Below are 22,748 nucleotides of genomic sequence, written 5' to 3'. Positions count from 1 at the left end.
GTCAGCCTTATCGGTGTAACGAGCCGAGGGTATTGAAAAGGAAAGCCCATGCAAACCAGTTTGCTGAAACCCAAGATCATCGCCGTGGAATCGCTTGGCGAGAACCACGCGAGGGTGGTCATGGAACCGTTCGAACGCGGTTACGGCCACACCTTGGGCAATGCGCTTCGCCGCGTGCTGCTGTCGTCGATGGTTGGCTACGCGCCGACCGAAGTGACGATCGCGGGCGTGGTGCACGAGTACTCGACGCTTGATGGCGTGCAAGAGGACGTCGTCAACCTGCTGCTGAACCTGAAGGGTGTGGTGTTCAAGCTGCACAACCGTGACGAAGTGACGGTGACCCTGCGCAAGGAAGGCGAAGGCGTCGTCACGGCCGGCGATATCGAGCTGGCGCACGATTGCGAAGTCATCAACCCGAATCACGTGATCGCACACCTGTCGAAGGGCGGCAAGCTCGACGTTCAGATCAAGATCGAGAAGGGTCGCGGCTACGTGCCGGGCAACGTCCGTCGCTACGGCGAAGACACGGCCAAGATCATCGGCCGCATCGTCCTCGACGCATCGTTCTCGCCGGTTCGCCGCGTGAGCTACGCAGTCGAAAGCGCACGTGTCGAGCAGCGTACCGACCTCGACAAGCTCGTGATGAACATCGAGACGAGCGGCGTGATCACCCCGGAAGAGGCGATCCGTCAGTCGGCCCGCATCCTGGTCGACCAGCTGTCCGTATTCGCGGCGCTGGAAGGCACGGAAACGGCTGCCGAGGCACCGTCGCGTGCACCGCAGATCGATCCGATCCTGCTGCGTCCGGTGGACGATCTCGAGCTGACGGTTCGTTCGGCGAACTGCCTGAAGGCCGAGAACATCTACTACATCGGCGACCTGATCCAGCGCACGGAAAACGAGCTGCTGAAGACGCCGAACCTCGGTCGCAAGTCGCTCAACGAGATCAAGGAAGTGCTCGCTTCGCGCGGTCTCACGCTGGGCATGAAGCTCGAAAACTGGCCGCCGGCTGGTCTCGACAAGTAAGCCCGTCTGTAGCGTCGCTATAGCGGTAGTTGGCAAAGATGCGGATTTTCCTTTAAAATCCGCATCTTGCTTTTTTTCGTTACCGGCCCGTGCGCCCTCGAGGGTGCGATAGAAGAGCTGGATCAAAACTTCGAATCAAGGAAACTGAAATGCGCCATCGTCATGGTCTGCGGAAACTGAACCGCACGAGCAGCCACCGTCTGGCTATGCTCCGTAACATGTCCAACTCGCTGATCGAGCACGAAGTCATCAAGACGACGCTGCCGAAGGCGAAGGAACTCCGTAAAGTCGTCGAGCCGCTGATCACGCTCGGCAAGAAGCCGTCGCTGGCAAACCGTCGCCTGGCATTCAACCGCCTGCGCGATCGCGACTCGGTCGCGAAGCTGTTCGACGTGCTCGGTCCGCGTTTCGCGAACCGTCCGGGCGGCTACCTGCGCGTGCTGAAGTTCGGCTTCCGCGTCGGCGACAACGCACCGATGGCACTCGTCGAGCTGCTGGATCGTCCGGAAGTCGACGAAACGGAAAACGTGCAAGAAGCTGAATAAGTTTCAGGTGCGTGGCAGTAACCGGAAAGGGCTGAGCGAATGCTTGGCCCTTTTTGTTTTTGAGATTCGATGCGGCCGATTGCCGCAGACGAAGCGAATCCCGTCGCGGCATCCCGGCTCAACGCGCTGCGGTGTCTGCGAAGCCGGCAGAGTCGCACAGGCTGCGCTACGATACGGGGCGACCGGCGTGGATGTTCCGCGTCGGCCGGAAGCCGGTAAATCAGTCGGGGAACGCGTATGGTTGTGGTGCTGATGCTGACGACGGTGCCCGATGCGGCGACGGCCCAGGCACTGGTCAACGGCGCGCTTGATGCGCGTCTTGCCGCATGCGTGTCGGAACTCGGGGCGATCAAGTCGCGCTATCACTGGCAGGGCAAGGTCGAAACGGCCGACGAGATCCAGTTGCTGTTCAAGACGAGCCCCGTGCGCGCGCTCGAACTGGAGCGATTTATTCTCGCGCATCATCCTTACGAGACACCGGAAATCCTCTCGTGGCAGACGACTGCGTCGGCCGCGTACGGCCAGTGGGTGACCAGCGAAACTCAACGTCTATTTCATGTTTAACGGTATGGCGCTTTCCGTGCGTGTGCACGCGCTGCGGGTCCTCGCAGTCCTGTTGTCGTTCATGTTCGTGCTGGGCGTGGGCGGACTGTCGGTCGCGCGCGCGGCCGACGATTTTCTCGATCCGTCGGTCGCGTTCAAGTTCAGCGCGACCGAATCGCCGGGGCAGGTGGACGTCCGTTTCAAGGTCGCGAACGGCTATTACCTTTACCGCGAGCGGTTTGCGTTCGCGGTGAAGAGTGGTCAGGCCACGCTCGGCGATCCCCAATTTCCTGCCGGTCACGTGAAGTTCGACCAGACGTTCCAGAAGGAAGTCGAAACCTATCGCGACGAGGTCGTGATCCGCGTGCCGGTCAAGCAGGCAGCGGGGCCGTTCGAGCTCGCGGTCACGTCGCAGGGCTGCGCGGACGAAGGCATCTGCTATCCGCCTGCCGAACACGTCGTGAAGGTCGACGGTGCGGCGCTGGGCGCGCCCACGGCGGCCGCCGGCGCAGCCGCTTCGGGCAACTGGTTCGACAAGGTGACGAGCGCGGATTTCGCGCAGTCGCTGCTCGAGGGGCACGGCTTCTTCACGATCGTCGCGCTGTATTTCGTCGCCGGCGTCGTGCTGAGTCTGCTGCCGTGTTCGTATCCGATGATTCCGATCGTGTCGGCGATCATCATCGGCCAGGGCACGCGCGCGACGCATGCGCGCGGCTTTGCGCTGTCGCTCACGTATGTGGTCGGCATGGCGCTCGTCTATACGGTACTCGGCATCGCGGCGGCGCTGGTCGGCCAGAGCCTCGGCGCATGGCTGCAGAACCCGTGGGTGCTCGGCGCGTTCGGCGTGCTGCTCACCGCGTTCGCGATAGCGCTGATCTCGGGGAAGGACATCGCGCTGCCCGAGCGCTGGCAGAACGGCGCGGCCGAAGCGTCGCGAGCGCGTCAGGGTGGCCACTTCGCCGCGGTCGCCGCGATGGGTGCGTTGTCGGCGCTCGTCGTCGGCGCATGCATGACGGCGCCGCTATTTGCGGTGCTCGCGTTCATCGCGCACACCGGCAATGCGCTGCTCGGCGGTGCCGCGCTGTTTGCGATGGGCCTCGGGCTCGGCGTGCCGCTGCTCGTCGTCGGCGTCGGCGCGGGCACGGTCCTGCCGCGCGCCGGCGCATGGATGGACGGTGTGAAGGTGTTCTTCGGGATCGTGCTGCTTGCCGCCGCACTGTGGATTGTGTGGCCGGTGCTCGCGGGCGGTCTGAAGATGGTGCTCGCCGCGTTGTGGCTGCTCGTCGCGGCCGCGGCGCTCGGCCTGTTCACCCCGCATGCGGGCGTCGCGTCGATCTGGCGCCGCCTCGGCCGCGGCCTCGGCGCCGCGCTCGCGATCTGGGCGGCGACGCTGCTCGTCGGGCTCGCCGCGGGGTCCGACGACCCGGTCAAGCCGCTGGCCGTCCTCGCGGCACGCACGGTTGCGTCGGGCGCTGCATCAGTCGACGGCGCGCCGTCCGCGCAGGGCGGCCCCGCGTTTGCGCCGGTGCGTTCCAGCGGCGAACTGGACACGTTGCTGAAGACGTCCGCGCGGCCCGTGATGCTCGATTTCTATGCGGACTGGTGCGTAAGTTGCAAGGAGATGGAGCATCTGACGTTTACCGACTCGCGCGTGCAGGCTCGGCTCGCGCAGCTTCACCTCGTGCGTGCGGACGTCACCGCGAACAACGCGGACGATCAGGCGCTGCTCAAACGCTTCAATCTTTTTGGACCGCCGGGGATCATCTTCTTCGATCGCAACGGCAACGAGATCGGCCGCGTGGTCGGCTATCAGGCCGCCGAGACGTTCCTGCGCAGCCTCGATCGGGCGGCGGTGCCGACGGTTTGACGACCATTCGCGTGCGCGTCAGCCGCGGCTGCATCGACTTCATGTAAAAAACGGCGGGACACCGAAGTGTCCCGCCGTTTTTCTTGATGCCGGCAGTTGCGCGGCTTAGCGCTGAGCCTTCAGCAGACGCGCGGCATCGAGCGCGAAGTACGTGAGCACGCCATCGGCCCCGGCGCGCTTGAACGCGAGCAGCGATTCGAGCACGACCTTGTCGTGATCCAGCCAGCCGTTCATCGCGGCGGCCTTCAGCATCGCGTATTCGCCGCTCACCTGGTACACGTAGGTCGGGAAGCGGAACTCGTCCTTCACGCGGCGCACGATGTCGAGATACGGCATGCCCGGCTTGACCATCACCATGTCGGCGCCTTCGTCGATGTCGAGGCGCACTTCGCGCAGCGCTTCGTCGCTGTTCGCCGGATCCATCTGATAGGTCATCTTGTTGCCCTTGCCCAGGTTCGACGCCGAACCCACCGCATCGCGGAACGGACCGTAGAACGCCGACGCGAACTTCGCCGAGTAAGCCATGATCCGCGTATGGATGTGGCCATCGCTTTCGAGCATTTCGCGTACCGCACCGATGCGGCCGTCCATCATGTCCGACGGCGCGACGATGTCGACGCCGGCTTCCGCCTGCGCGCGTGCCTGGTCAACCAGGATCTCGATCGTGTCGTCGTTGATCACGTAGCCGTTTTCGTCGAGCACGCCATCCTGGCCGTGGCTCGTGTACGGATCGAGTGCGACGTCGGTCAGCACGCCGAGTTCGGGGAAGTGCTTTTTCAGCTCGCGCACCGCGCGCGGAATCAGGCCGTCGGGGTTGGCTGCTTCGCGCCCATCGGGCGTCTTCAGCGACGGCTCGATGGCCGGGAACAGCGACAACACCGGCACGCCGAGTTCGACGCATTGCTCGGCGACGTGCATCAGCAGATCCACCGACACGCGCTCGACGCCGGGCATCGACGGCACGCTCTGGCGTTCATTCGTGCCGTCGACGACGAATACCGGGTAGATCAGATCGTCGGTGGTCAGGCGGTTTTCGCGCATCAGGCGCCGGGAGAAGTCGTCGCGGCGCATCCGGCGCGGACGATGAAGCGGATGGAAGCTCATGGCGATTTGGCAGAAATCAGGGCAAGAAGGGCCTTACGGAACCCTTAGGTCATTTTCGAGATCGTTGGTATATGATAGCGATCGAGCGGCGCGCGTCGCGTGCAGCTCCCCGCTTCTCCTCCCTGAGCGGGTGCCTGTCGTTATTCGATTAGGCTGTTTGACCCGCCGTTCAACGGCGGGTTTTTTTATGAGCCGGGGGAATCCGCAGGTGCCGTCAGGTGCGCACGGCCGATCCGGGTCGCGCGTTGCCCCCTCATTTTGCTACAGGCTCGCTTTTTTCGTCGGCGACGGACGGCCGCACCCAGCTCTCGATCAGCGCGTGCGCCTCGTCGAGCCCCGTGCGCTTCAGCGCCGAGAACAGCTGGACCGTCAGCTTGCCCTTCACGCCCTGATCGCGGTACGCGTCGAGCCCCTTTTGCGTGTTCCGAAGCGCGTTGATGCTCTCTTGCCGCGTCAATTTGTCGCACTTCGTCAGCAGCGTGTGAATGGGCTTGCCGGTCGGCGCGAACCACTCGATCATCCGGCGATCGAGATCGGTCAGCGGACGGCGCGAGTCCATCATCAGGATCAGGCCGCACAGTTGTGAGCGCGTCGCGAGGTAGGACGACAGCAGCATTTCCCAGTGGGCCTTCGCGGCCCCCGGCACTTCCGCATAACCGTAGCCGGGCAGGTCGACGAGGTTCGCGACCGGCTCGGCGGCCGGGCCGATCGAAAAGTAGTTGATATGCTGCGTGCGGCCGGGCGTTTTCGACGCGAACGCGAGCCGCTTCTGATTGCACAGCACGTTGATCGCCGTCGATTTGCCGGCATTCGAGCGGCCCGCGAACGCGATTTCCGGCTGGACCGTCGGCGGCAGGTCGCGCAAATGATTGACGGTCGTGTAGAAGCGGGCTTGATGGAGCAAAAAGGCCATGGGAAACCGGTGGGACGGGCGGCGCGAGCCGCTTGGTGGAGGCGGGGTAGCCCCGATAGGCGCGGGAGCTTTCAGCACGATATTGTACAATACGCCGGTTTTGCCGACGGGCTGCGGGCGCGTGCCTCACGCTTTTATGCAGCTTCTGCGGTAGACTGGTCGACGTCGTTTTTTGCAGAACCTCAAATTCCCACAAGACGAAACAGGGTGTGCGAATGAATCGACTGTGCAAGTCTCTGATGGTGCTTCAGGTTGCAGCAGGGTTCGTAGGTTTCGTAGCGGAGGCAAACGCGGCGGAGGCGGCAAAGAAGCCGGATCTGGACCGCGGCAAGGCGATTGCCGCGCAGGTGTGCGCGTCGTGTCACGGCGCCGACGGCAACAGTGCGTCGGGCAGTTTTCCGAAGCTCGCCGGCCAGCATCCCGAATACTTGGTCAAGCAGTTGAACGACTTCAAGGCCCAGCCGGGTGCGAAGGGGCCGGCGCGGACCAATCCGGTGATGGTGGGGTTCGCGAGCGCATTGAGCGCGGACGACATGCGCAACGTCGCCGCGTACTACGGATCGCAGACGACGAAGCTCGGCACCGCACGCGATGCGGCGACCGTGCCGATCGGCCAGAAGATCTATCGCGGCGGCATCGCGGAGAAGGGCGTACCGGCCTGCGCGAGCTGCCACGGGCCGACGGGGCAGGGAATGCCGGTGCAGTATCCGCGCCTGTCGGGGCAATGGGCGGATTACACGGTCGCGCAATTGAACGCGTTTCAGCAAGGGGCCGGTGCGCGTAACAACAACGAGGCGATGCATCAGATCGCTTCGCGCCTGTCGGACACCGAGATCAAGGCCGTCGCGGATTACATCGCCGGGCTGCGTTGAATGGATCGTCGCGAATGAAATGACCGGCCGCGCGTAACGCGGCCGGAGTCAGAACAAGAAAAGGGTGGGGCGCCGCGTGATTGCGGCCGCCTTGCCCTTTTTTGTTGTCAGTTGGAGTTTGAATGAGCGTTACCACGTCGGGGTTGCAGTCGAAGTCGGGTCAGAGTGTGTCCAAGCGCGCGATCGAGCTGGTGAGTTCGATGCGCTTCGCGATCGCGCTGCTGGTGGTGCTGTCGATCGCGAGCATCGTCGGTACGGTCCTGACGCAGGACGACCCGTATCCGAACTACGTGAACCAGTTCGGCCCGTTCTGGGCGGACATCTTCCGGTCGCTGGGCCTGTACAACGTGTACAGCGCGTGGTGGTTCATGCTGATCCTGATCTTCCTCGTCGTGTCGATCTCGCTGTGCGTGGTCCGCAATGCGCCGAAGATGCTCGCGGACGCGAAAAGCTGGAAGGACAAGGTTCGCGAAGGCAGCCTGCGCGCGTTCCACCACAAGGCGGAATACACGGCGCCGGGCACGCGTGCGAGTGTCGCGGCCACGCTTGCCGCGTTCGTCGGCAAGGCCGGCTACAAGCACGTCGTGCGCGAAACCGACGGCGCGACGCTGATTTCCGCGAAGCGCGGCGCGCTGACGAAGTGGGGCTACATTTCCGCGCACCTTGCGATCGTGGTGATCTGCGTCGGCGGCCTGCTCGACAGCAACCTGCCGATCAAATTCCAGATGTGGATGTTCGGCAAGAGCCCGGTCAACACGAGCGCGACGATCAGCGAGATCTCGCCCGACCATCGCCTTTCCGCGTCGAATCCGACGTTCCGCGGCTATGCGTGGGTGCCGGAGGGCCAGTTCGTGTCGACCGCGATCCTGAACCAGCCGAGCGGTTCGCTGATCCAGGATCTGCCGTTCTCGATCCAGCTGAACAAGTTCATCGTCGACTACTACACGACCGGGATGCCGAAGCTGTTTGCGAGCGACATCGTCGTGATCGATCGCGAAACGGGGCAGAAGATTCCGGCGCGCGTCGAAGTCAACAAGCCGTTCACGTACAAGGGCGTGTCGATCTACCAGTCGAGCTTCCAGGACGGCGGCTCGCAAATGGAGATGACGGCCTACCCGATGACGGGCGGCAACGCGAAGACGTTCGCGGTGAAGGGCACGATCGGCAGCTCCGCGCCGCTGCAGATGCCAGGCGCGGACGGCGACACGATCGAGTTCTCGGATTTCCGCGCGATCAACGTCGAAAACATGGCCGACGCGAACGGCAAGCCCGACGTGCGGGGCGTCGCGAAGACGGAGTCGCTGAAGGAAGCGTTCGACGAGCGGCTCGGTTCGGGCGCGAAGACGTCGAAGCCGATGCAGCTTCACAATATCGGCTCGTCCGTGCAGTACAAGATTCGCGGCAAGGACGGCCAGGCGCGCGAATTCAACAACTACATGCTGCCGGTCGACATGGGCGGCGCGCGCGTGTTCCTCGCCGGCGTGCGTGCGAGCCCGAACGATCCGTTCCGCTACATGCGGATTCCGGCGGACAGCCAGGATTCGATCGGCGAATGGATGCGCTTGCGCGCCGCGCTCGAGGATCCGGCGGTGCGCGCCGATGCCGCAGCGCGCTTCGCGCAGCGTTCGTTGCCGAACACCGAAGCGGCGCTGCGCAGCCGCCTTCAGGACAGCGCGTTCAAGGTGCTGACCCTGTTTGCGGCGAGCGACGACAGCGTGGGGCGTGGCGTCGACGGGCAACCGATCGGCGGCTTCCAGGCTGTGGCGACGTTCATCGACCGCTCGGTGCCCAAGGCCGAGCAGGAAAAGGCCGCGAGCCTGCTGCTGCGTATGCTCGAAGGCTCGATGTGGGAGGTCTGGCAGATCGCGCGCGAGCGCGCCGGCGAGCCGGCCGCGCAGCAAGGCGCCGACACGATCCGCTTTGTGCAGAATGCGATCAATGCGCTATCCGATAGCTTTCTGTATGGATCGCCGGTCTATCTGCAGCTTGATTCGTTCAAGCAGGTGCAAGCTTCGGTATTTCAGCTGACGCGCGCGCCCGGCAAGAATCTGGTGTATCTTGGCAGCCTGCTGTTGGTCGCCGGCATCTTCTCGATGTTCTACGTGCGCGAGCGGCGCCTGTGGTTCTGGCTCAAGGATGCCGGCTCGGGCGTCGATGTGGTGATGGCGATGTCCACGGCCCGCAAGACCTTCGATTTCGAGAAAGAATTCGTGCAGACGCGCGACGCGGCCGGCGCAGCGTTGGGCGCCGCACCTCGCGATGCAGCGCCTGCCGGTGCGGCCGCGGCTGCCCGCCCGCCTGCCGGCGGCGGTTCCGATTCCGAGAATTCCACCCGGTAACATCATGGATCTCACTCAAGTTTCCTCTTCCCGACCGGGGCCGGCCAAGGCCCCGAATCCGGCGCCGTTATTCGACGACCGTCCGTTCCTCGCCCGCCTGTCCGTCATCGACTGGCTGTTTGCGCTCGCGCTCGTGGTAGGCGCGGGCTATGCGCTCGTGCACTACAACGAGCACATGAATTACTACGACAAGGCGGTGATGATTGGCACGGTGCCGGCGCTCGTCGCGCTCGGCTGGCGCTGGAAGCCCGCGCGGCTGATGATGGCGGCGATCGCGGCGCTGTCGCTGCTGTCGATCCAGATCTACCAGGGGGATCTCGCGCGCGCCGATTCGGCGTTCTTCCTCAAGTACTTCCTGTCGAGCCAGTCGGCGATCCTGTGGATGAGCGCGCTGTTCGTGCTCGCGACGATCTTTTACTGGATCGGCTTGCTCGCGCGCTCGGAGTCGGGCTCCGCAATCGGCCAGAAGCTCACGTGGGTCGCCGTGCTGATGGGCTTCACGGGCCTGATGGTGCGCTGGTACGAGTCGTACCTGATCGGTGCCGACGTCGGGCATATTCCCGTGTCGAACCTGTATGAAGTGTTCGTGCTGTTCAGCCTCATCACCGCGCTGCTGTATCTGTATTACGAAGGCCACTACGGCACGCGTGCGCTCGGCGCGTTCGTGCTGCTCGTCATCAGCGCGGCCGTCGGCTTCCTGATGTGGTACTCGGTCGCGCGCGACGCGCAGCAGATCCAGCCGCTCGTGCCGGCGCTGCAAAGCTGGTGGATGAAGATCCACGTGCCCGCGAACTTCATCGGCTACGGCAGCTTCGCGCTATCGGCGATGGTGTCGGTCGCGTACCTGATGAAGGAGCGTGGCGTGCTCGCGGATCGCCTGCCGGCACTCGAAGTGCTCGACGACGTGATGTACAAGTCGATCGCGGTCGGTTTCGCGTTTTTCACGATCGCGACGATCCTCGGCGCACTTTGGGCTGCGGAAGCATGGGGCGGCTACTGGAGCTGGGACCCGAAGGAAACCTGGGCGCTGATCGTGTGGCTCAACTATGCGGCGTGGCTGCACATGCGCCTGATGAAGGGGCTGCGCGGCGCGGTCGCCGCATGGTGGGCGCTGACGGGCCTGCTCGTGACGACGTTTGCGTTCCTGGGCGTCAACATGTTCCTGTCCGGGCTGCATAGCTACGGCAAGCTGTAAGATTTCCGACGCGGGTCCGACAAACGACCGCCGGCGCACTGCGTGCCCGGCGGTTTTCTTTTGTAACGCGCGAGCGAGGCCGGGGTGTCGAACGGCGCCCGATCGGCCGGGTCGAACGCTGATGAAGCGTGCGGGCCGCGCATGCACGAGGAGCAGCACGATGTGGATCAAAACCCCTTTGCGCACCGCCCTGACGGGCGGTGATATCGCACAGAGCGAGATTACGCCGCGCGCGGTGTTCGAGAACCGGCGGCGCCTATTGCAGGCCGCGGGCCTTGCTGCGGCGGGCGGATTGCTCGGCGGCAGCGGCGCGGCATTCGCCGCGTATGCGTCGCCCGACGCGCGGGCTGTCAAGCTCGCGGCCAAAACCAACGCGAAATTCGTCGCGGTCGACAAGGTGACGCCGTTCAAGGACATCACGTCGTACAACAACTTCTACGAATTCGGCACCGACAAGGGCGACCCGGCGCAGAACGCCGGCACGCTGCGGCCGCGACCGTGGCGCGTGAGCGTCGAGGGCGAGGTGCTGCACCCGAAGGTGTTCGATCTCGACGAACTGCTGAAGCTCGCGCCGCTCGAGGAGCGCGTGTACCGGCTGCGCTGCGTGGAGGGCTGGTCGATGGTGATTCCGTGGATCGGCGTGCCGTTCGCCGAACTGGTCAAGCGCGTGCAGCCGACCGGCAACGCGAAATACGTACAGTTCATCACGCTCGCTGATCCGTCGCAGATGCCGGGGCTGTCGACGCCGGTGCTCGATTGGCCGTATTCGGAAGGCCTGCGGATGGACGAGGCGATGAACCCGCTGACGCTGTTGACGATGGGCGTCTACGGACAGGTGCTGCCGAACCAGAACGGCGCACCGGTGCGAATCGTGGTGCCGTGGAAGTACGGTTTCAAAAGTGCGAAGTCGCTGGTGAAGATTCGCTTCGTCGACAAGCAGCCGAAGACCAGCTGGAACACGTACGCGTCGAACGAATACGGCTTCTATTCGAACGTGAACCCGAACGTCGATCACCCGCGCTGGAGCCAGGCCACCGAACGCCGGATCGGCGAGGACGGCTTTTTCACGCCGAAGCGCAAGACCCTGATGTTCAACGGCTACGGCGATCTCGTCGCATCGATGTATCAGGGCATGGACCTGAAGAAGAACTTTTGAGAGGCGCGGTGAGAAACGACATGCCTCCTTCGACGCTGACGCCGGAGCGAGCGCGCCGTCCGCGCTCGGCCGCCGCCGGCGCCTCATCCCGGACCGGCGGCGCGCAGCGAGCTGCCGCGCCGCGCTGGCTCGGGCCGGCCAAGGTGCTCGCCTTCGCGGCCGGCCTTTATCCGCTCGCACGTCTCGTGCTGTTCGCGCTGACCGACCGGCTCGGCGCGAACCCGATCGAATTCATCACTCGCTCGACTGGTCTCTGGACGCTGGTGATGCTGTGCGTGACGCTGGCCGTCACGCCGCTTCGGCGTGCGACGGGCGTGTCCGCGTTGCTGCGGTTTCGCCGGATGATCGGACTGTTCGCGTTCTTTTACGCGACGCTGCACTTCACGACGTATTTGTGGTTTGACAAGTGGTTTGACGTGCTCGCGATCCTGAAGGACGTCGGCAAGCGCCCGTTCATCACGGTCGGTTTCGCCGCGTTCGTGTTGCTGATCCCTCTGGCGGCGACGTCGCCGCGTGCGATGGTGCGCCGGCTCGGCCGTCACTGGGCGACGCTGCATCGCGCGATCTATGCGATCGCGCTGTTCGGCGTGCTCCATTTCTGGTGGATGCGCTCCGGCAAGCACGATCTCGCGCAGCCGAAGCTTTATGCGGTGATCGTCGCGGTGCTGCTCGGCTGGCGACTGGTTGGCTTGGCTTGGCGGAGGGTCCGCGCATGATTGCGCCGACACGAAAAAATGAAAGGCGATGCCCGGGAGTCATCGCCTTTTTGCATGATGGGCGCCGCGCGAGCGGCGGCGCGCGATTGCTTACTGCGCGGCAGCCGGGGAGGATGCGGGCGTGGCCGCCTTCGTCGTATCGCTCGACAGTTCGGGCGAAAGCGTGAGCGGCATGCCGGAAGTATCTGGAGTGCTCTCGGACGACGCATTTTCGCCGGTCGGCGTAACGTCGGACGGCGGCGTGTCCTGCTGCTGAATGGGCTTCGCCGGCAGCGGAGGCACGGTGGGCAGATAGAGCGGACCGCGTTGACCGCAACCGGCAAGAATCGCCAAAGCCGCTACAATCGCGCTCATCCGGAAAACGACTCGCATGATCGTCCCTGAACAATTTAACCGATAGAGTTTAGCATGTCCGATACCGAATACCTGGCCCGCGCCGAGGCTGTGCTGGCTGCCGTCGAGCGTACCGTGGATGCCGCGAACGACGGCGATCACGACATCGATCTGGAGCGCAACGGCAGCGTGCTGACGCTCACGTTCGAGAACGGCTCGAAGATCATCATCAACCTTCAGCCGCCGATGAAGGAACTGTGGATCGCCGCGAAGGCGGGCGGATTCCACTATCGCTTTGTGGACGGCCAATGGCGCGATACGCGCACCGGCACCGAGTTCTTCGCCGCGCTTACCGATTACGCGACGCAGCAGGCCGGCCTGCCGATCACGTTCGCCGCGTAACGGCGCGCACACTCGGTTCGCCGGGCGCCGATACGTCGCCTGCGACAGATACGCCGAATCGAAACACGAAGAAAAAGCGCCCCGCGGGGCGCTTTTTTCATGCACGCGCCGCTTGTTTCAGTGGCCGCGGAACAGGTTCATGATGTCCTGCTTTTCCTGCTCGTCGACATGCGGCACCGCTTCGTCGACGTTCTCGGTTGCAGGCGCCTGCGGCACGCCGACCGTCGACACGAAGCCGTGCCCCGGCGTGAACTCGGTGAAGTACAGTTCGCCGCCGAGCGACTGGACGTCGTCCGGCATCGTCGGCTTGAATTCCGGCACGCCCTTCAACGCCGCACCCATGTAGTCGATCCAGACCGGCAGCGACAGGCCGCCGCCGGTTTCGCGATCGCCGAGGCTGCGCGGGTTGTCGTAGCCGATCCACGCGATCGCCGCGAGCGTGTGCTGGTAACCGGCGAACCACGCGTCGTGCGAGTCGTTCGTCGTACCGGTCTTGCCCGCGAGGTCGGTGCGCTTCAGCACGTTGGTGCGCGCGCCCGTGCCGCGCTGCGCGACGCTCTGCAGCAAGCTGTTCATCACGTACGCGTTGCGCGCGTCGATTGCGCGCGGCGCATTCTGCTCGGCGATGAGCGGCTGCGCACGCGCGACGATCGCGCCGTTCGGATCGGTCACTTCGGCGATCAGGTACGGGTTCACGCGGAAACCGCCGTTCGCGAACACGGAGTACGCGCCGGCCATCTGCAGCGGCGTGACCTGGCCGGCGCCGAGCGCCATCGGCAGGTAGGCCGGATGGCGCTCGGCGTCGAAGCCGAAGCGCGTGATGTACTGCTGCGCGTACTTCGTGCCGATGTGGTTGAGGATCCGGATCGACACGAGGTTGCGCGAGCGCTGCAGCGCAGTGCGCATCGACATCGGGCCTTCGAAGCCGCCGCCGTAGTTCTTCGGTTCCCACGGCTGGCCGCCGGTTTCCGCGGCGCTGAAATACAGCGGGCCGTCGTTGATCACCGTGGCCGGCCCGAGGCCCTTGTCGAGCGACGCCGAGTAGATGAACGGCTTGAACGACGAACCCGGCTGCCGCCACGCCTGCGTGACGTGGTTGAACTTGTTCTTGTTGTAATCGAAGCCGCCGACGAGCGAGCGGATCGCACCGTCCTGCGGGACGATCGAGATGAACGCGCCTTCGACCTGCGGCAATTGCGTGATCGACCATTTGCCCGCGTCGTTTTTCACGACGCGGACGATCGCGCCCGGGCGGATCCGACGGTTCGGCTGCGCGTTGGCCGACAGCGCGCTCGACGCGAAGCGCAGATTGTCGCCTTCGATCGTCGCGCTGGTGCCGTCGATGAACGCGACCGTGATCTGGCGCGGCGTGGCCGCGGTGACGACCGCCGCGATCAGCTCGCCGTTGTCGGGATGCTCGAGCAGGGCGTCGTCGATCGCCTGCTCGCGATCGTCGGCGCCGGCCGGCAGCTCGATGAAGCCCTCCGGCCCGCGATAGCCATGGCGGCGCTCGTAATCCATGATGCCCTTGCGCAGCGCGGTGTACGCGACCTGCTGATCGGCGGAGTCGATCGTCGTGACGACGTTGAAGCCGCGTGTGTAGGTTTCCTCGCGGTACTGCGCGTACATCATTTGTCGGACCATTTCAGCGACGTACTCGGCGTGTACGCTGAATTCGCGGCCCGCACCCTTGACGACGAGCGGCTGCGCGACGGCTTCGTCGTATTGCTCGCGCGTGATGAAGTTCAGCTCGAGCATCCGCTGCAGGATGTATTCCTGGCGCACCTTCGCGCGCTTCGGGTTCACCACCGGGTTATACGCGGACGGCGCCTTCGGCAGCCCCGCGAGCATCGCCGCTTCGGCGAGCGTGATGTCCTTCAGGTCCTTGCCGAAGTAGACCCGCGCGGCGCTCGCGAAACCGTACGCGCGCTGGCCGAGATAGATCTGATTCATGTAGACCTCGAGAATCTGATCTTTCGTCAGCGCGCGCTCGATCCGGTACGCGAGCAGCATCTCGTAGATCTTGCGCGTGTAGGTCTTCTCGCTCGACAGGAAGAAGTTGCGCGCGACCTGCATCGTGATCGTGCTCGCGCCCTGCGACGCATGGCCGTTCGTCAGCGCGACGAAACCGGCGCGGGCGATGCCGGTGAGGTCGACGCCGCCGTGGTCGTAGAAGCGCGCATCCTCGATCGCGAGGATCGCCTTCTTCAGCGAGTCGGGCACGTCCTTGAAATGGACGATGTCGCGGCGTTCCTCGCCGAATTCGCCGATCAGCACATGATCGGACGTGTAGATGCGCAGCGGCACCTTCGGACGATAGTCGGTCAGCGCGTCGAGCGACGGCATATTCGGCCACGCAACGACGAGCGCGTAGCCGAGCACGAGGCCGCCGGCCACGACGAGGGCCACGCACATCGCGGCGAGGCCGATCAGGGCCTTCAGCCACCAGGGCCGCTTCTTCGGCTCGGGCGCGGGAGGCGGGGACGTAGGAGACGTGGATTGCATAGGCATACCGGAAAACAGTCCCGCGATTATAGCCGCCCGGTATGACCGGTCCTGACGCCGCGGGCGGGCGCGGGCGCGCAGCGGATCGCGGTGTCGCCGGCACAGTGTCCACGTCGGCGGCCGGCGCGACAACTGGCCGTTCGGCCGACTGTCGCGCGCTCGCTTCGCTTTGCAGAATCAGGCCTCGGAAACGCGGCGTGGGCCGCAACGATCGCGGGAGGCTGGGATGACTGGACGATGGGCGGCGCGATTTGCGCCGGGCAGGCACCGTTCGACGGGGATCGACGTCGCGGCGCACGAGGTGAGAGTGGCCGTGTTGAGCCGCCGAGGACGGGCGGCGGACGTGCGTGTCGAGGGCCTGGAGCGGGAGCCGGTGGGGCTGGCGGGAGGGCCGGACGACGCGCGCTGGGCTGCTGTTGCGCGCGCACTGGCGGCGGCTGTCTCGCGGCTGTCGGCAGCGGGCGTGCGCTGCGACGCGCGCGGCGTGATGGCGCTGCGCGACGACGAGATGCGCACCGCTGCGCTCGATCTCGCAGGGCGGGATGACGTCGCGGACGCAGCCCGGCAGGCGGCCGAGCGGATCTCGGGCCTGGCGCCCGACAGTCTCGCGTACGACTGGCGTCAGGACGACGGCCCGGGTGCCGCCGAGATTGAGGTCGCTGTCGCGCCGCAGGCTTTGCTCGAGCGTCGGATCGACGTGGCTGCGCAGGCGGGCATCGACCTGACGGCCGTCGACGGCGAATCGGCCGCCGCGCTGCGCGCGCTGCGCTATGCCGCGCGGTTCGAGCATGACGCAAACGGTCCGTACGCCGCATTCTGGTTCGGCGATGCGGGCGTACACGGCTGGCGGGTCGACGGCGCGGTTGCCGCGCCGGTGCTCGCGGTGTCCGGCGACGCGCGCGCGGCGTTTTCGGATGCGTTGCGGCAGTCCGGGTTCGGAACGGTGCGCTGCGTGCTCGTGGCCGGCGACGAGCGCTGCATCGCGCGCTGCGGCACGTCGGTTGCCGACATCGGCGATGCGCTTGGCGTGGCCGCGGCGCCATTCGACTGCAACGGTTGGGACGGGTTGCCCGGCGGTCCGGCCGAAGCTTCAGGCGGTCCGGCATTTGCGCTCGCAATCGGGTTGGCGCTTCGCGGGGTCTGGGAATGAGGGCCGACGCGGGATTCGCGCGGACTGCCACGGCGGGGCCGGTGCTTGGCGGATTCAATCTGCTGCCTTATCGAGAGCGGCTCGCGCATGCGTTACGGCGTCGCCGAGCGATGCAATGCGGCGCAGCGTTCGTATTGGGCGTGCTCTGCGCTGGTCTGTGGACGAGCGCGGCGACCCTGTGGCGTTGGCGCGTGGACGCCGAACGGACACGGGTGGACGCGCAACTGCGGCAATGGCAGCCGCGGCTCGATGTGGCTCGGCGCGCTGCCGGCGCGGCCGCAGGCGTCGCGAAGCGCGACGCGCAGGCGGCCGCGCTTGCCGCGCCTTACCGGCGCATCGCCGGGCTGCTGGCAACGCTGGCGCACGCGCGCGACGACACTGTTCGGCTCGACGCGTTGCGTGCGACGTCGTCCGGCGCCGTGCTCGATGTGCGCGCCACGAGTTACCGGGCCGCCGCGCGGTGGCTCGCGCGGATCGCTGCCGAGCGGCACGGCTGGCGCTTCGATATCGGCGAGCTTGCACCGGCTTCGACCGCGCCGGTCACCGGTTCGGCCTCGCCATTCCGGTTCTCCGTGCGGGTACGCTGGCATGACGGGGCGACTCGGCAGAATGCGGCAGGGGACAGCGCATGACGACGCTCGCCGATCGGTTGATGTCTGGCGGTGCCGGGCCGCGTGGCAGCGTGATGCGCGTGTCGCCGGCTACCGTGCACGCCGCGGGCTGCGCGCTGGCATTCACGGCAGCGGTGGCGGGCGGCATTCATCTGATGGATGCCGCCGACTGGAGCGGGCTCGCGCGCAGTCGCGTGCTGCTGGCAACCGCGCAGGCGCGGGCGGCCGCGGCGCAGCGGATGCTCGCGGATGCTGTGCACGTGCGCGACACCGGCGACGCCTCCGTGTCCGATGCCGATGCGCGGTCCGTGCCGACGTGGCCGGCCCTGGTACTGGAGGTGGCCGCGTTGACCGGTGCGAGCGGTTTGCGTATTGCATCGATCGAACCGCGAAGCGTGGATGGCGCGGGGGCCGATGGGCGGCGCACGATGCGAATCGTCGCGGACGGCGGTTTTCCTGCCGCACGGCGGTTGATGGACCGGCTCGCGAGTTTCCGGGTACTGGCTGTGCCGGTGGCATTGCACATAGAGCGGAAAGCCTTGGAGGCGCGAATCGACATGACGCTCGACGTATTTCCGACGCTGCCCGCGCTTTCGGACGCGGAAGGCGCCGCAGCTCCGGCATTCGCGAGCGCGCCGGCAGGCGATCCGTTCGACGGTGCGGGTGCGCCCGTGGTGTCCGATGGTCCCGCGCTGCGGCTGGCTGGCACGATCAACGGCGCGCGGGCCGCGCTCGCGTTGTTCGATTCCGGCGACGGAACGTTCACGGCAATCGCGCCGGGCGAAGCGCTCGGGGCGGCCCGTTTGACGCGCGTCGATGCCGGTGCCGTGATGCTCGCGACGGCCGACGGCGCGCACCGGGTCGTTATGGACGATGGAGGAGGCCGATGATCCGTTACCGAGGCTGGGCGACCGTGGTCTGGATCGTGTTGCACGTCGCAGCCTCCCACGCCGCACTGCCGCCGCTGCCGCCTTTGCCGGCGGCCGGATGGCCCGTCGCGCCGATGCAGGTACGCGCTGAAGGCGTTCCATTGCCGCAAGACCTCCTCGACGGTGCGTCCGATCCCGCCCAGCTGCCGGGGCAGGGGCAGGCCGATTCGACGCCTTTCGCAGACGCGATGCGGCCAGCGCTGCAGGCAGGCCCCGGTGCAACGGCGTCCGCACCGCTGCTGGAAGGGCCGCCGATTCCGTTGCCGCCACCGACCCGCATGAGCGACGCCGCATCGCGCCGTCCCGGCGATGCGGACGACGCGCAGCGGATCTCGCTGAACCTGCAAGGGGCCGCGCTCGCGGCCGCATTCGACGCGTTAGCGCGATTCACCGGGCTCAACATCATCGTCGCCGAGCAGGTGCGCGGAACCGTGACGTTGCGTCTGAACAATGTCCGATGGCGCGATGCGTTCGATACGCTGCTCGACACGCACGGCCTCGCGATGTCCCGGCGAGGCAACGTGATCTGGGTCACGCCGGCGGCCGAACTCGCCGCTCGGGAGCGCGAGCGATTCGAAACGCACGCGCGCGCGGCCGAGCTCGAACCGCTGTCAAGTCGTACCTTCGCGCTGCATTACCCGCGCGCGCAGGACGTGCAGCGGCTGCTGGCCGGCGCGACGGGTCAACGCCTGCTGTCGAAACGCGGCGCCGCGGCGGCCGATCCGCGCACGAATCTGCTGTTCGTCACGGATCTGGGGCCGCGTGTCGCGCAGATCGCGGAGTTGATCGACGCGATCGACCGGCCTTCGCGGCAGGTGCGTATCGAGGCGCGCATCGTCGAGGGCGAACAGGGCTTCTCCCGCAACCTCGGCGCGCGCATCGCGCTCCGCGCGCAAGGGCGGGCAGCGCCGGCCGACGGTACGGCCCTGGCGGCCGACGCGCGCAACGCGCTCGACCTGGCCGCGCGCCCCCTCGGCGGTTTCGACGCTGCGACGGCCGGCTTCACGTTGTTTGCCGCGCCGCTCAGCCGTGTGCTCGACGTCGAGCTGAGCGCGCTCGAGGCGCAAGGACGGGGCCAGATCGTTTCGCGCCCACGCGTGGTAACGGCCGACCGCGTGAAGGCGATCGTCGAGCAGGGCTCGGAGCTGCCGTATCAGGCCAAGGTAGGCAACGGCGTCAGCGGCGTGCAGTTTCGCCGCGCGACGTTGAAGCTCGAGGTCGAGCCGCAGATCACGCCCGACGGACGCGTCGTGCTCGACCTCGACGTGACGAAGGACAGCATCGGCGAGCCGACTGCGGCCGGCCCGGCGATTCATACCAAGCACGTGCAGACGCGGGTGGAAGTCGAAGACGGCGGGACGGTCGCGATCGGCGGGATCTACGAGCAACTGAACCGGGACGATGTGACGCGCGTGCCGCTCTTGGGCAAAATACCCGTACTCGGCGCGCTTTTTCGGCATCGCGCGCGCCGCGACCAGCGCAGCGAACTGGTTGTCTTCATTACGCCGACGGTCGTCGGCGCGCGCTGCGAGACGGCCGGCGCAAGCGGCCCGGATGCGGGAAAAACGGGGCCGGACGCCGATGGCGCCCGCTCGACAAGGCAGCCGCTTTGCCAGTAAGCTGCGCCACACACCAGCAAGATTCAAGCAGAGGAAGCCGTTGCAAGCGCGGGACCCACATGCAAACGTATTTTTCGTCGGCCTTATGGGAGCGGGTAAGACCACCGTGGGCCGTGCGGTCGCGCGCCGGCTCGACAGGACGTTCTTCGACTCCGATCACGAAATCGAGGCTCGCACGGGTGCGCGCATTCCGGTGATTTTCGAAATGGAGGGCGAGGCCGGCTTTCGCGATCGCGAATCGCAGGTGATCGCCGAGCTCACGCAGCGCGAGAGCATCGTTCTGGCGACGGGCGGCGGTGCGGTGCTGCGTGCCGAAAACCGCGATTGCCTGAAAACCAACGGAATCGTCGTCTATCTGCGCGCCAATCCGCACGATCTCTGGCTGCGCACCCGCAAGGACAAGAACCGCCCGCTGCTGCAAACGGACGATCCGAAGGCGCGTCTCGAAGCGCTCTACGACGTGCGCGACCCGCTTTACCGCGAATGCGCGGACTTCATCATCGAAACCGGCCGCCCGTCGGTCAACGGGCTCGTCAACATGGTGCTGATGCAACTCGAACTCGCAGGCGTCATCGCCAAGCCGCTACAAGCATGATTACCGTCAACGTCGATCTGGGCGACCGCGCCTATCCGATTCACATTGGTGCCGGCCTGATCGGCCGCACCGACCTGTACGCCCCTCACATCACCGGTTCGTCGGTCACGATCGTCACGAACACGACGGTCGATCCGCTCTACGGCGATACGCTGCGCGCGGCGCTCGCGCCGCTCGGCAAACGCGTGTCGACGGTCGTGTTGCCGGACGGCGAGGCCTACAAGAACTGGGAAACGCTGAACCTGATTTTCGACGGTCTCCTGACCGAGCGCGCCGACCGCAAGACCACGCTCGTCGCGCTCGGCGGCGGCGTGGTCGGCGACATGACGGGATTTGCCGCCGCGTGCTACATGCGCGGCGTACCTTTCATCCAGGTGCCGACGACGCTGCTGTCGCAGGTCGATTCGTCGGTCGGCGGCAAGACGGGCATCAATCATCCGCTCGGCAAGAACATGATCGGCGCGTTCTACCAGCCGCAAGCGGTGATCGCCGATATCGGCGCGCTGACGACGCTGCCCGATCGCGAACTGGCAGCGGGCGTCGCGGAAGTCATCAAGACCGGCGCGATCGCCGATGCGGAATTCTTCGACTGGATCGAGGCGAACGTCGACGCGCTCAATCGCCGCGAGCCTGATGCGCTCGCGCATGCGGTGAAGCGCTCGTGCGAAATCAAGGCAAGCGTAGTCGCGGCCGACGAGCGTGAAGGCGGCCTGCGCGCGATCCTGAATTTCGGCCATACGTTCGGTCATGCGATCGAAGCCGGGCTCGGCTACGGCGAATGGCTGCACGGCGAAGCGGTCGGCTGCGGGATGGTGATGGCCGGCGACCTGTCGGTGCGGCTCGGCCTGCTCGACGACGCGTCGCGGCAGCGGCTGGACACCGTGATTGCCGCCGCGCACCTGCCGGTCCGCGGCCCCGCACTCGGCGATGCGCGCTACATGGATCTGATGCGCGTCGACAAGAAGGCGGAGGCCGGCGCGATCAAGTTCATCCTGCTGAAGCGATTCGGCGATACGGTGATCACGCAGGCCCCCGACGAAGCCGTATTCGCCACCCTGGCGCAGACAACCCGGTAACGGCGTTCCGGATGCCCCGGCGCCCCTGACATGGAGGAGACGTGAGCGAGACATCCAGCAGCAAACTGCCCGAGGCCGGCCGCGCTTCCGTCGTGGCACCGGTCGAGCCGCCGACGCTGGCGGCGCTGGAAGCCCATCTCGCTCCGTATGCGGCGCACGCGTCGCAGTCGCGCGGCCGCCGCCATCCGGAAACACCGCCGGCCGCGCGCACCGAATTCCAGCGCGATCGCGACCGCATCGTTCACTCGACCGCGTTCCGCCGGCTCGAATACAAGACGCAGGTGTTCGTCAATCACGAAGGCGACCTGTTCCGGACGCGACTCACGCACAGCCTCGAAGTCGCGCAGATCGCGCGTTCGATCGCGCGCAACCTGCGCCTGAACGAGGATCTGGTCGAGGCGATCTCGCTCGCGCACGATCTCGGCCATACACCGTTCGGCCATGCCGGGCAGGACGCGCTGAATGCATGCATGCGCGAGCATGGCGGCTTCGAGCACAATCTGCAGAGCCTGGCTGTGGTCGACGAGCTCGAAGAGCACTACGGCGCGTTCAACGGCCTGAACCTGTGCTTCGAGACGCGCGAAGGCATCCTCAAGCACTGCTCGCGCGAGAACGCGCGCAAGCTCGGCGCGCTCGGCGAGCGTTTCCTGCAAGGGCGGCAGCCGTCGCTGGAGGCGCAGCTTGCGAACATCGCCGACGAAATCGCGTACAACAACCATGACGTCGACGACGGCCTGCGCTCCGGCCTGATCACGATCGAGCAACTCGCCGAAGTCGAGCTGTGGCAACGCCATTACGAGGCGGCGCTCGCCGAATTTCCGCTTCTCGAGGGCCGCCGCCTCGTGCACGAAACCGTGCGCCGCATCATCAACACGCTGATCGTCGACCTGATCGACGAGACCACGCGCAATCTCGCGCGTGTCGCTCCGGCATCGCTCGACGACGTGCGCGCCGCGCCGCCGCTCGTCGCGCACAGCGAACCGGTCGCCGCGCAGGCGGCCGCGCTCAAGCGTTTTCTGTTCAAGAACCTGTATCGTCACTACAAGGTGATGCGCATGGCGAACAAGGCGCAACGCGTCGTGACGGGGCTGTTCGACGCGTTCATCGACGATCCGCGCCTGCTGCCGCCTCCATATCAGTCGGACGACGAAGCGCAGCAGCCGCGCCTCGTCGCGCACTACATTGCCGGCATGACGGACCGCTTCGCGCTGAAGGAGTATCAGCGGCTGTTCGTCGTCAACGACAACTGACT

21 protein-coding genes are annotated in these 22,748 nt (G+C 66.0%); 17 read left to right on the top strand and 4 right to left on the bottom strand.

Going from position 1 to position 22,748, the window contains the following annotated elements; genetic code table 11:
• Positions 1–48 precede the first annotated feature (48 nt).
• The 4 genes from WK25_RS00830 to dsbD all read left to right on the top strand — a co-directional run bounded on the left by WK25_RS00830 (position 49) and on the right by dsbD (position 3,981).
• Positions 49–1,026: a DNA-directed RNA polymerase subunit alpha gene (locus WK25_RS00830; RefSeq protein ID WP_006477176.1), complete on the top strand. Its 978-nt coding sequence runs from the start codon at positions 49–51 to the stop codon at positions 1,024–1,026.
• Between the two features lie 149 nt (positions 1,027–1,175).
• Positions 1,176–1,571 carry a 50S ribosomal protein L17 gene (gene rplQ / locus WK25_RS00825; RefSeq protein WP_006477175.1) on the top strand — a complete coding sequence of 132 codons (396 nt, stop codon included), beginning with the start codon at positions 1,176–1,178 and terminating at the stop codon, positions 1,569–1,571.
• Positions 1,572–1,808: 237 nt separating this feature from the next.
• Complete coding sequence (cutA, locus tag WK25_RS00820) at positions 1,809–2,135, top strand: divalent-cation tolerance protein CutA (RefSeq protein WP_059545472.1); 327 nt, start codon at positions 1,809–1,811, stop codon at positions 2,133–2,135.
• Positions 2,128–3,981: a protein-disulfide reductase DsbD gene (gene dsbD, locus WK25_RS00815; RefSeq protein ID WP_059545470.1), complete on the top strand. Its 1,854-nt coding sequence runs from the start codon at positions 2,128–2,130 to the stop codon at positions 3,979–3,981. The genes cutA and dsbD overlap by 8 nt, the downstream gene beginning before the upstream one ends.
• A gap of 105 nt (positions 3,982–4,086) precedes the next feature.
• On the opposite strand, the gene hemB is transcribed toward dsbD, so the two are convergent.
• Complete coding sequence (hemB, locus tag WK25_RS00810; protein ID WP_059545468.1) at positions 4,087–5,085, bottom strand: porphobilinogen synthase; 999 nt, start codon at positions 5,083–5,085, stop codon at positions 4,087–4,089.
• A gap of 253 nt (positions 5,086–5,338) precedes the next feature.
• Positions 5,339–5,998 carry a ribosome biogenesis GTP-binding protein YihA/YsxC gene (yihA, locus tag WK25_RS00805; RefSeq protein ID WP_040143058.1) on the bottom strand — a complete coding sequence of 220 codons (660 nt, stop codon included), beginning with the start codon at positions 5,996–5,998 and terminating at the stop codon, positions 5,339–5,341.
• Between the two features lie 215 nt (positions 5,999–6,213).
• Between yihA and WK25_RS00800 the strand changes: the two genes are divergently transcribed.
• The 5 genes from WK25_RS00800 to msrQ all read left to right on the top strand — a co-directional run bounded on the left by WK25_RS00800 (position 6,214) and on the right by msrQ (position 12,276).
• Positions 6,214–6,870 (top strand): c-type cytochrome, encoded by a 657-nt coding sequence (locus WK25_RS00800; protein ID WP_059545466.1) that lies wholly within the window; start codon positions 6,214–6,216, stop codon positions 6,868–6,870.
• Positions 6,871–6,992: 122 nt separating this feature from the next.
• Positions 6,993–9,209, top strand: coding sequence for a cytochrome c biogenesis protein ResB (locus WK25_RS00795; RefSeq protein WP_069240821.1), 2,217 nt, complete (start codon positions 6,993–6,995; stop codon positions 9,207–9,209).
• 4 nt (positions 9,210–9,213) lie between these two features.
• Entirely contained in the window at positions 9,214–10,404 is a 1,191-nt protein-coding gene (gene ccsB, locus WK25_RS00790) for a c-type cytochrome biogenesis protein CcsB (protein WP_040143063.1), read from the top strand.
• A gap of 160 nt (positions 10,405–10,564) precedes the next feature.
• Positions 10,565–11,560 (top strand): protein-methionine-sulfoxide reductase catalytic subunit MsrP, encoded by a 996-nt coding sequence (gene msrP, locus WK25_RS00785; RefSeq protein WP_069241902.1) that lies wholly within the window; start codon positions 10,565–10,567, stop codon positions 11,558–11,560.
• A gap of 20 nt (positions 11,561–11,580) precedes the next feature.
• Positions 11,581–12,276, top strand: a complete 696-nt coding sequence (msrQ, locus tag WK25_RS00780) for a protein-methionine-sulfoxide reductase heme-binding subunit MsrQ (protein ID WP_069240820.1) — start codon at positions 11,581–11,583, stop codon at positions 12,274–12,276.
• 90 nt (positions 12,277–12,366) lie between these two features.
• Here the strand turns inward: msrQ and lptM are convergent, their stop codons facing one another.
• Positions 12,367–12,648: an LPS translocon maturation chaperone LptM gene (gene lptM, locus WK25_RS00775; protein WP_040143066.1), complete on the bottom strand. Its 282-nt coding sequence runs from the start codon at positions 12,646–12,648 to the stop codon at positions 12,367–12,369.
• 36 nt (positions 12,649–12,684) lie between these two features.
• Between lptM and cyaY the strand changes: the two genes are divergently transcribed.
• Positions 12,685–13,011, top strand: coding sequence for an iron donor protein CyaY (gene cyaY, locus WK25_RS00770; RefSeq protein ID WP_040143068.1), 327 nt, complete (start codon positions 12,685–12,687; stop codon positions 13,009–13,011).
• A gap of 117 nt (positions 13,012–13,128) precedes the next feature.
• Here cyaY and WK25_RS00765 read toward each other — a convergent pair whose 3' ends face one another.
• Positions 13,129–15,516, bottom strand: coding sequence for a penicillin-binding protein 1A (locus WK25_RS00765; protein ID WP_156432150.1), 2,388 nt, complete (start codon positions 15,514–15,516; stop codon positions 13,129–13,131).
• A gap of 226 nt (positions 15,517–15,742) precedes the next feature.
• Here WK25_RS00765 and WK25_RS00760 point away from each other — a divergent pair, with 226 nt between their 5' ends.
• The 7 genes from WK25_RS00760 to WK25_RS00730 all read left to right on the top strand — a co-directional run bounded on the left by WK25_RS00760 (position 15,743) and on the right by WK25_RS00730 (position 22,746).
• Complete coding sequence (locus tag WK25_RS00760) at positions 15,743–16,666, top strand: competence protein ComA (protein ID WP_069240819.1); 924 nt, start codon at positions 15,743–15,745, stop codon at positions 16,664–16,666.
• The gene (locus WK25_RS00755; protein WP_069240818.1) at positions 16,663–17,298 is read left to right on the top strand and encodes a fimbrial protein; all 636 of its coding nucleotides are present in this window, start codon (positions 16,663–16,665) and stop codon (positions 17,296–17,298) included. The genes WK25_RS00760 and WK25_RS00755 overlap by 4 nt, the downstream gene beginning before the upstream one ends.
• Positions 17,295–18,167, top strand: coding sequence for a pilus assembly protein (locus WK25_RS00750; RefSeq protein WP_069240817.1), 873 nt, complete (start codon positions 17,295–17,297; stop codon positions 18,165–18,167). Before WK25_RS00755 ends, WK25_RS00750 begins: the two co-directional genes overlap by 4 nt.
• Positions 18,164–19,825 carry a type IV pilus secretin PilQ gene (locus WK25_RS00745; RefSeq protein ID WP_069240816.1) on the top strand — a complete coding sequence of 554 codons (1,662 nt, stop codon included), beginning with the start codon at positions 18,164–18,166 and terminating at the stop codon, positions 19,823–19,825. The genes WK25_RS00750 and WK25_RS00745 overlap by 4 nt, the downstream gene beginning before the upstream one ends.
• A gap of 40 nt (positions 19,826–19,865) precedes the next feature.
• Positions 19,866–20,420, top strand: a complete 555-nt coding sequence (locus tag WK25_RS00740) for a shikimate kinase (protein ID WP_040143077.1) — start codon at positions 19,866–19,868, stop codon at positions 20,418–20,420.
• The gene (gene aroB / locus WK25_RS00735; RefSeq protein WP_040143078.1) at positions 20,417–21,496 is read left to right on the top strand and encodes a 3-dehydroquinate synthase; all 1,080 of its coding nucleotides are present in this window, start codon (positions 20,417–20,419) and stop codon (positions 21,494–21,496) included. The genes WK25_RS00740 and aroB overlap by 4 nt, the downstream gene beginning before the upstream one ends.
• A 65-nt stretch (positions 21,497–21,561) precedes the next feature.
• The gene (locus WK25_RS00730) at positions 21,562–22,746 is read left to right on the top strand and encodes a deoxyguanosinetriphosphate triphosphohydrolase (RefSeq protein WP_226209360.1); all 1,185 of its coding nucleotides are present in this window, start codon (positions 21,562–21,564) and stop codon (positions 22,744–22,746) included.
• The last annotated feature ends 2 nt before the right edge of the window (positions 22,747–22,748 follow it).

It is taken from the genome of Burkholderia latens, assembly GCF_001718795.1.
In the GTDB taxonomy this organism is placed as follows: Bacteria; Pseudomonadota; Gammaproteobacteria; order Burkholderiales; family Burkholderiaceae; genus Burkholderia; species Burkholderia latens_A.
Note: the sequence above shows the minus strand (reverse complement) of the source record. Positions and strands in the feature narration are given on the sequence as shown.

Excerpts from the sequence above, each read along its gene's own strand:
- WK25_RS00745 (WP_069240816.1), top strand. The coding sequence starts at position 18,164 with ATGATCCGTTACCGAGGCTGGGCGACCGTGGTCTGGATCGTGTTGCAC.
- WK25_RS00830 (WP_006477176.1), top strand. The coding sequence starts at position 49 with ATGCAAACCAGTTTGCTGAAACCCAAGATCATCGCCGTGGAATCGCTT.
- cyaY (WP_040143068.1), top strand. The coding sequence starts at position 12,685 with ATGTCCGATACCGAATACCTGGCCCGCGCCGAGGCTGTGCTGGCTGCC.
- WK25_RS00750 (WP_069240817.1), top strand. The coding sequence starts at position 17,295 with ATGACGACGCTCGCCGATCGGTTGATGTCTGGCGGTGCCGGGCCGCGT.
- lptM (WP_040143066.1), bottom strand. The coding sequence starts at position 12,648 with ATGCGAGTCGTTTTCCGGATGAGCGCGATTGTAGCGGCTTTGGCGATT.
- WK25_RS00765 (WP_156432150.1), bottom strand. The coding sequence starts at position 15,516 with ATGCAATCCACGTCTCCTACGTCCCCGCCTCCCGCGCCCGAGCCGAAG.
- cutA (WP_059545472.1), top strand. The coding sequence starts at position 1,809 with ATGGTTGTGGTGCTGATGCTGACGACGGTGCCCGATGCGGCGACGGCC.
- WK25_RS00795 (WP_069240821.1), top strand. The coding sequence starts at position 6,993 with ATGAGCGTTACCACGTCGGGGTTGCAGTCGAAGTCGGGTCAGAGTGTG.
- ccsB (WP_040143063.1), top strand. The coding sequence starts at position 9,214 with ATGGATCTCACTCAAGTTTCCTCTTCCCGACCGGGGCCGGCCAAGGCC.
- dsbD (WP_059545470.1), top strand. The coding sequence starts at position 2,128 with ATGTTTAACGGTATGGCGCTTTCCGTGCGTGTGCACGCGCTGCGGGTC.
- rplQ (WP_006477175.1), top strand. The coding sequence starts at position 1,176 with ATGCGCCATCGTCATGGTCTGCGGAAACTGAACCGCACGAGCAGCCAC.
- aroB (WP_040143078.1), top strand. The coding sequence starts at position 20,417 with ATGATTACCGTCAACGTCGATCTGGGCGACCGCGCCTATCCGATTCAC.
- msrQ (WP_069240820.1), top strand. The coding sequence starts at position 11,581 with ATGCCTCCTTCGACGCTGACGCCGGAGCGAGCGCGCCGTCCGCGCTCG.
- WK25_RS00755 (WP_069240818.1), top strand. The coding sequence starts at position 16,663 with ATGAGGGCCGACGCGGGATTCGCGCGGACTGCCACGGCGGGGCCGGTG.
- hemB (WP_059545468.1), bottom strand. The coding sequence starts at position 5,085 with ATGAGCTTCCATCCGCTTCATCGTCCGCGCCGGATGCGCCGCGACGAC.
- msrP (WP_069241902.1), top strand. The coding sequence starts at position 10,565 with ATGTGGATCAAAACCCCTTTGCGCACCGCCCTGACGGGCGGTGATATC.
- yihA (WP_040143058.1), bottom strand. The coding sequence starts at position 5,998 with ATGGCCTTTTTGCTCCATCAAGCCCGCTTCTACACGACCGTCAATCAT.
- WK25_RS00800 (WP_059545466.1), top strand. The coding sequence starts at position 6,214 with ATGAATCGACTGTGCAAGTCTCTGATGGTGCTTCAGGTTGCAGCAGGG.
- WK25_RS00760 (WP_069240819.1), top strand. The coding sequence starts at position 15,743 with ATGACTGGACGATGGGCGGCGCGATTTGCGCCGGGCAGGCACCGTTCG.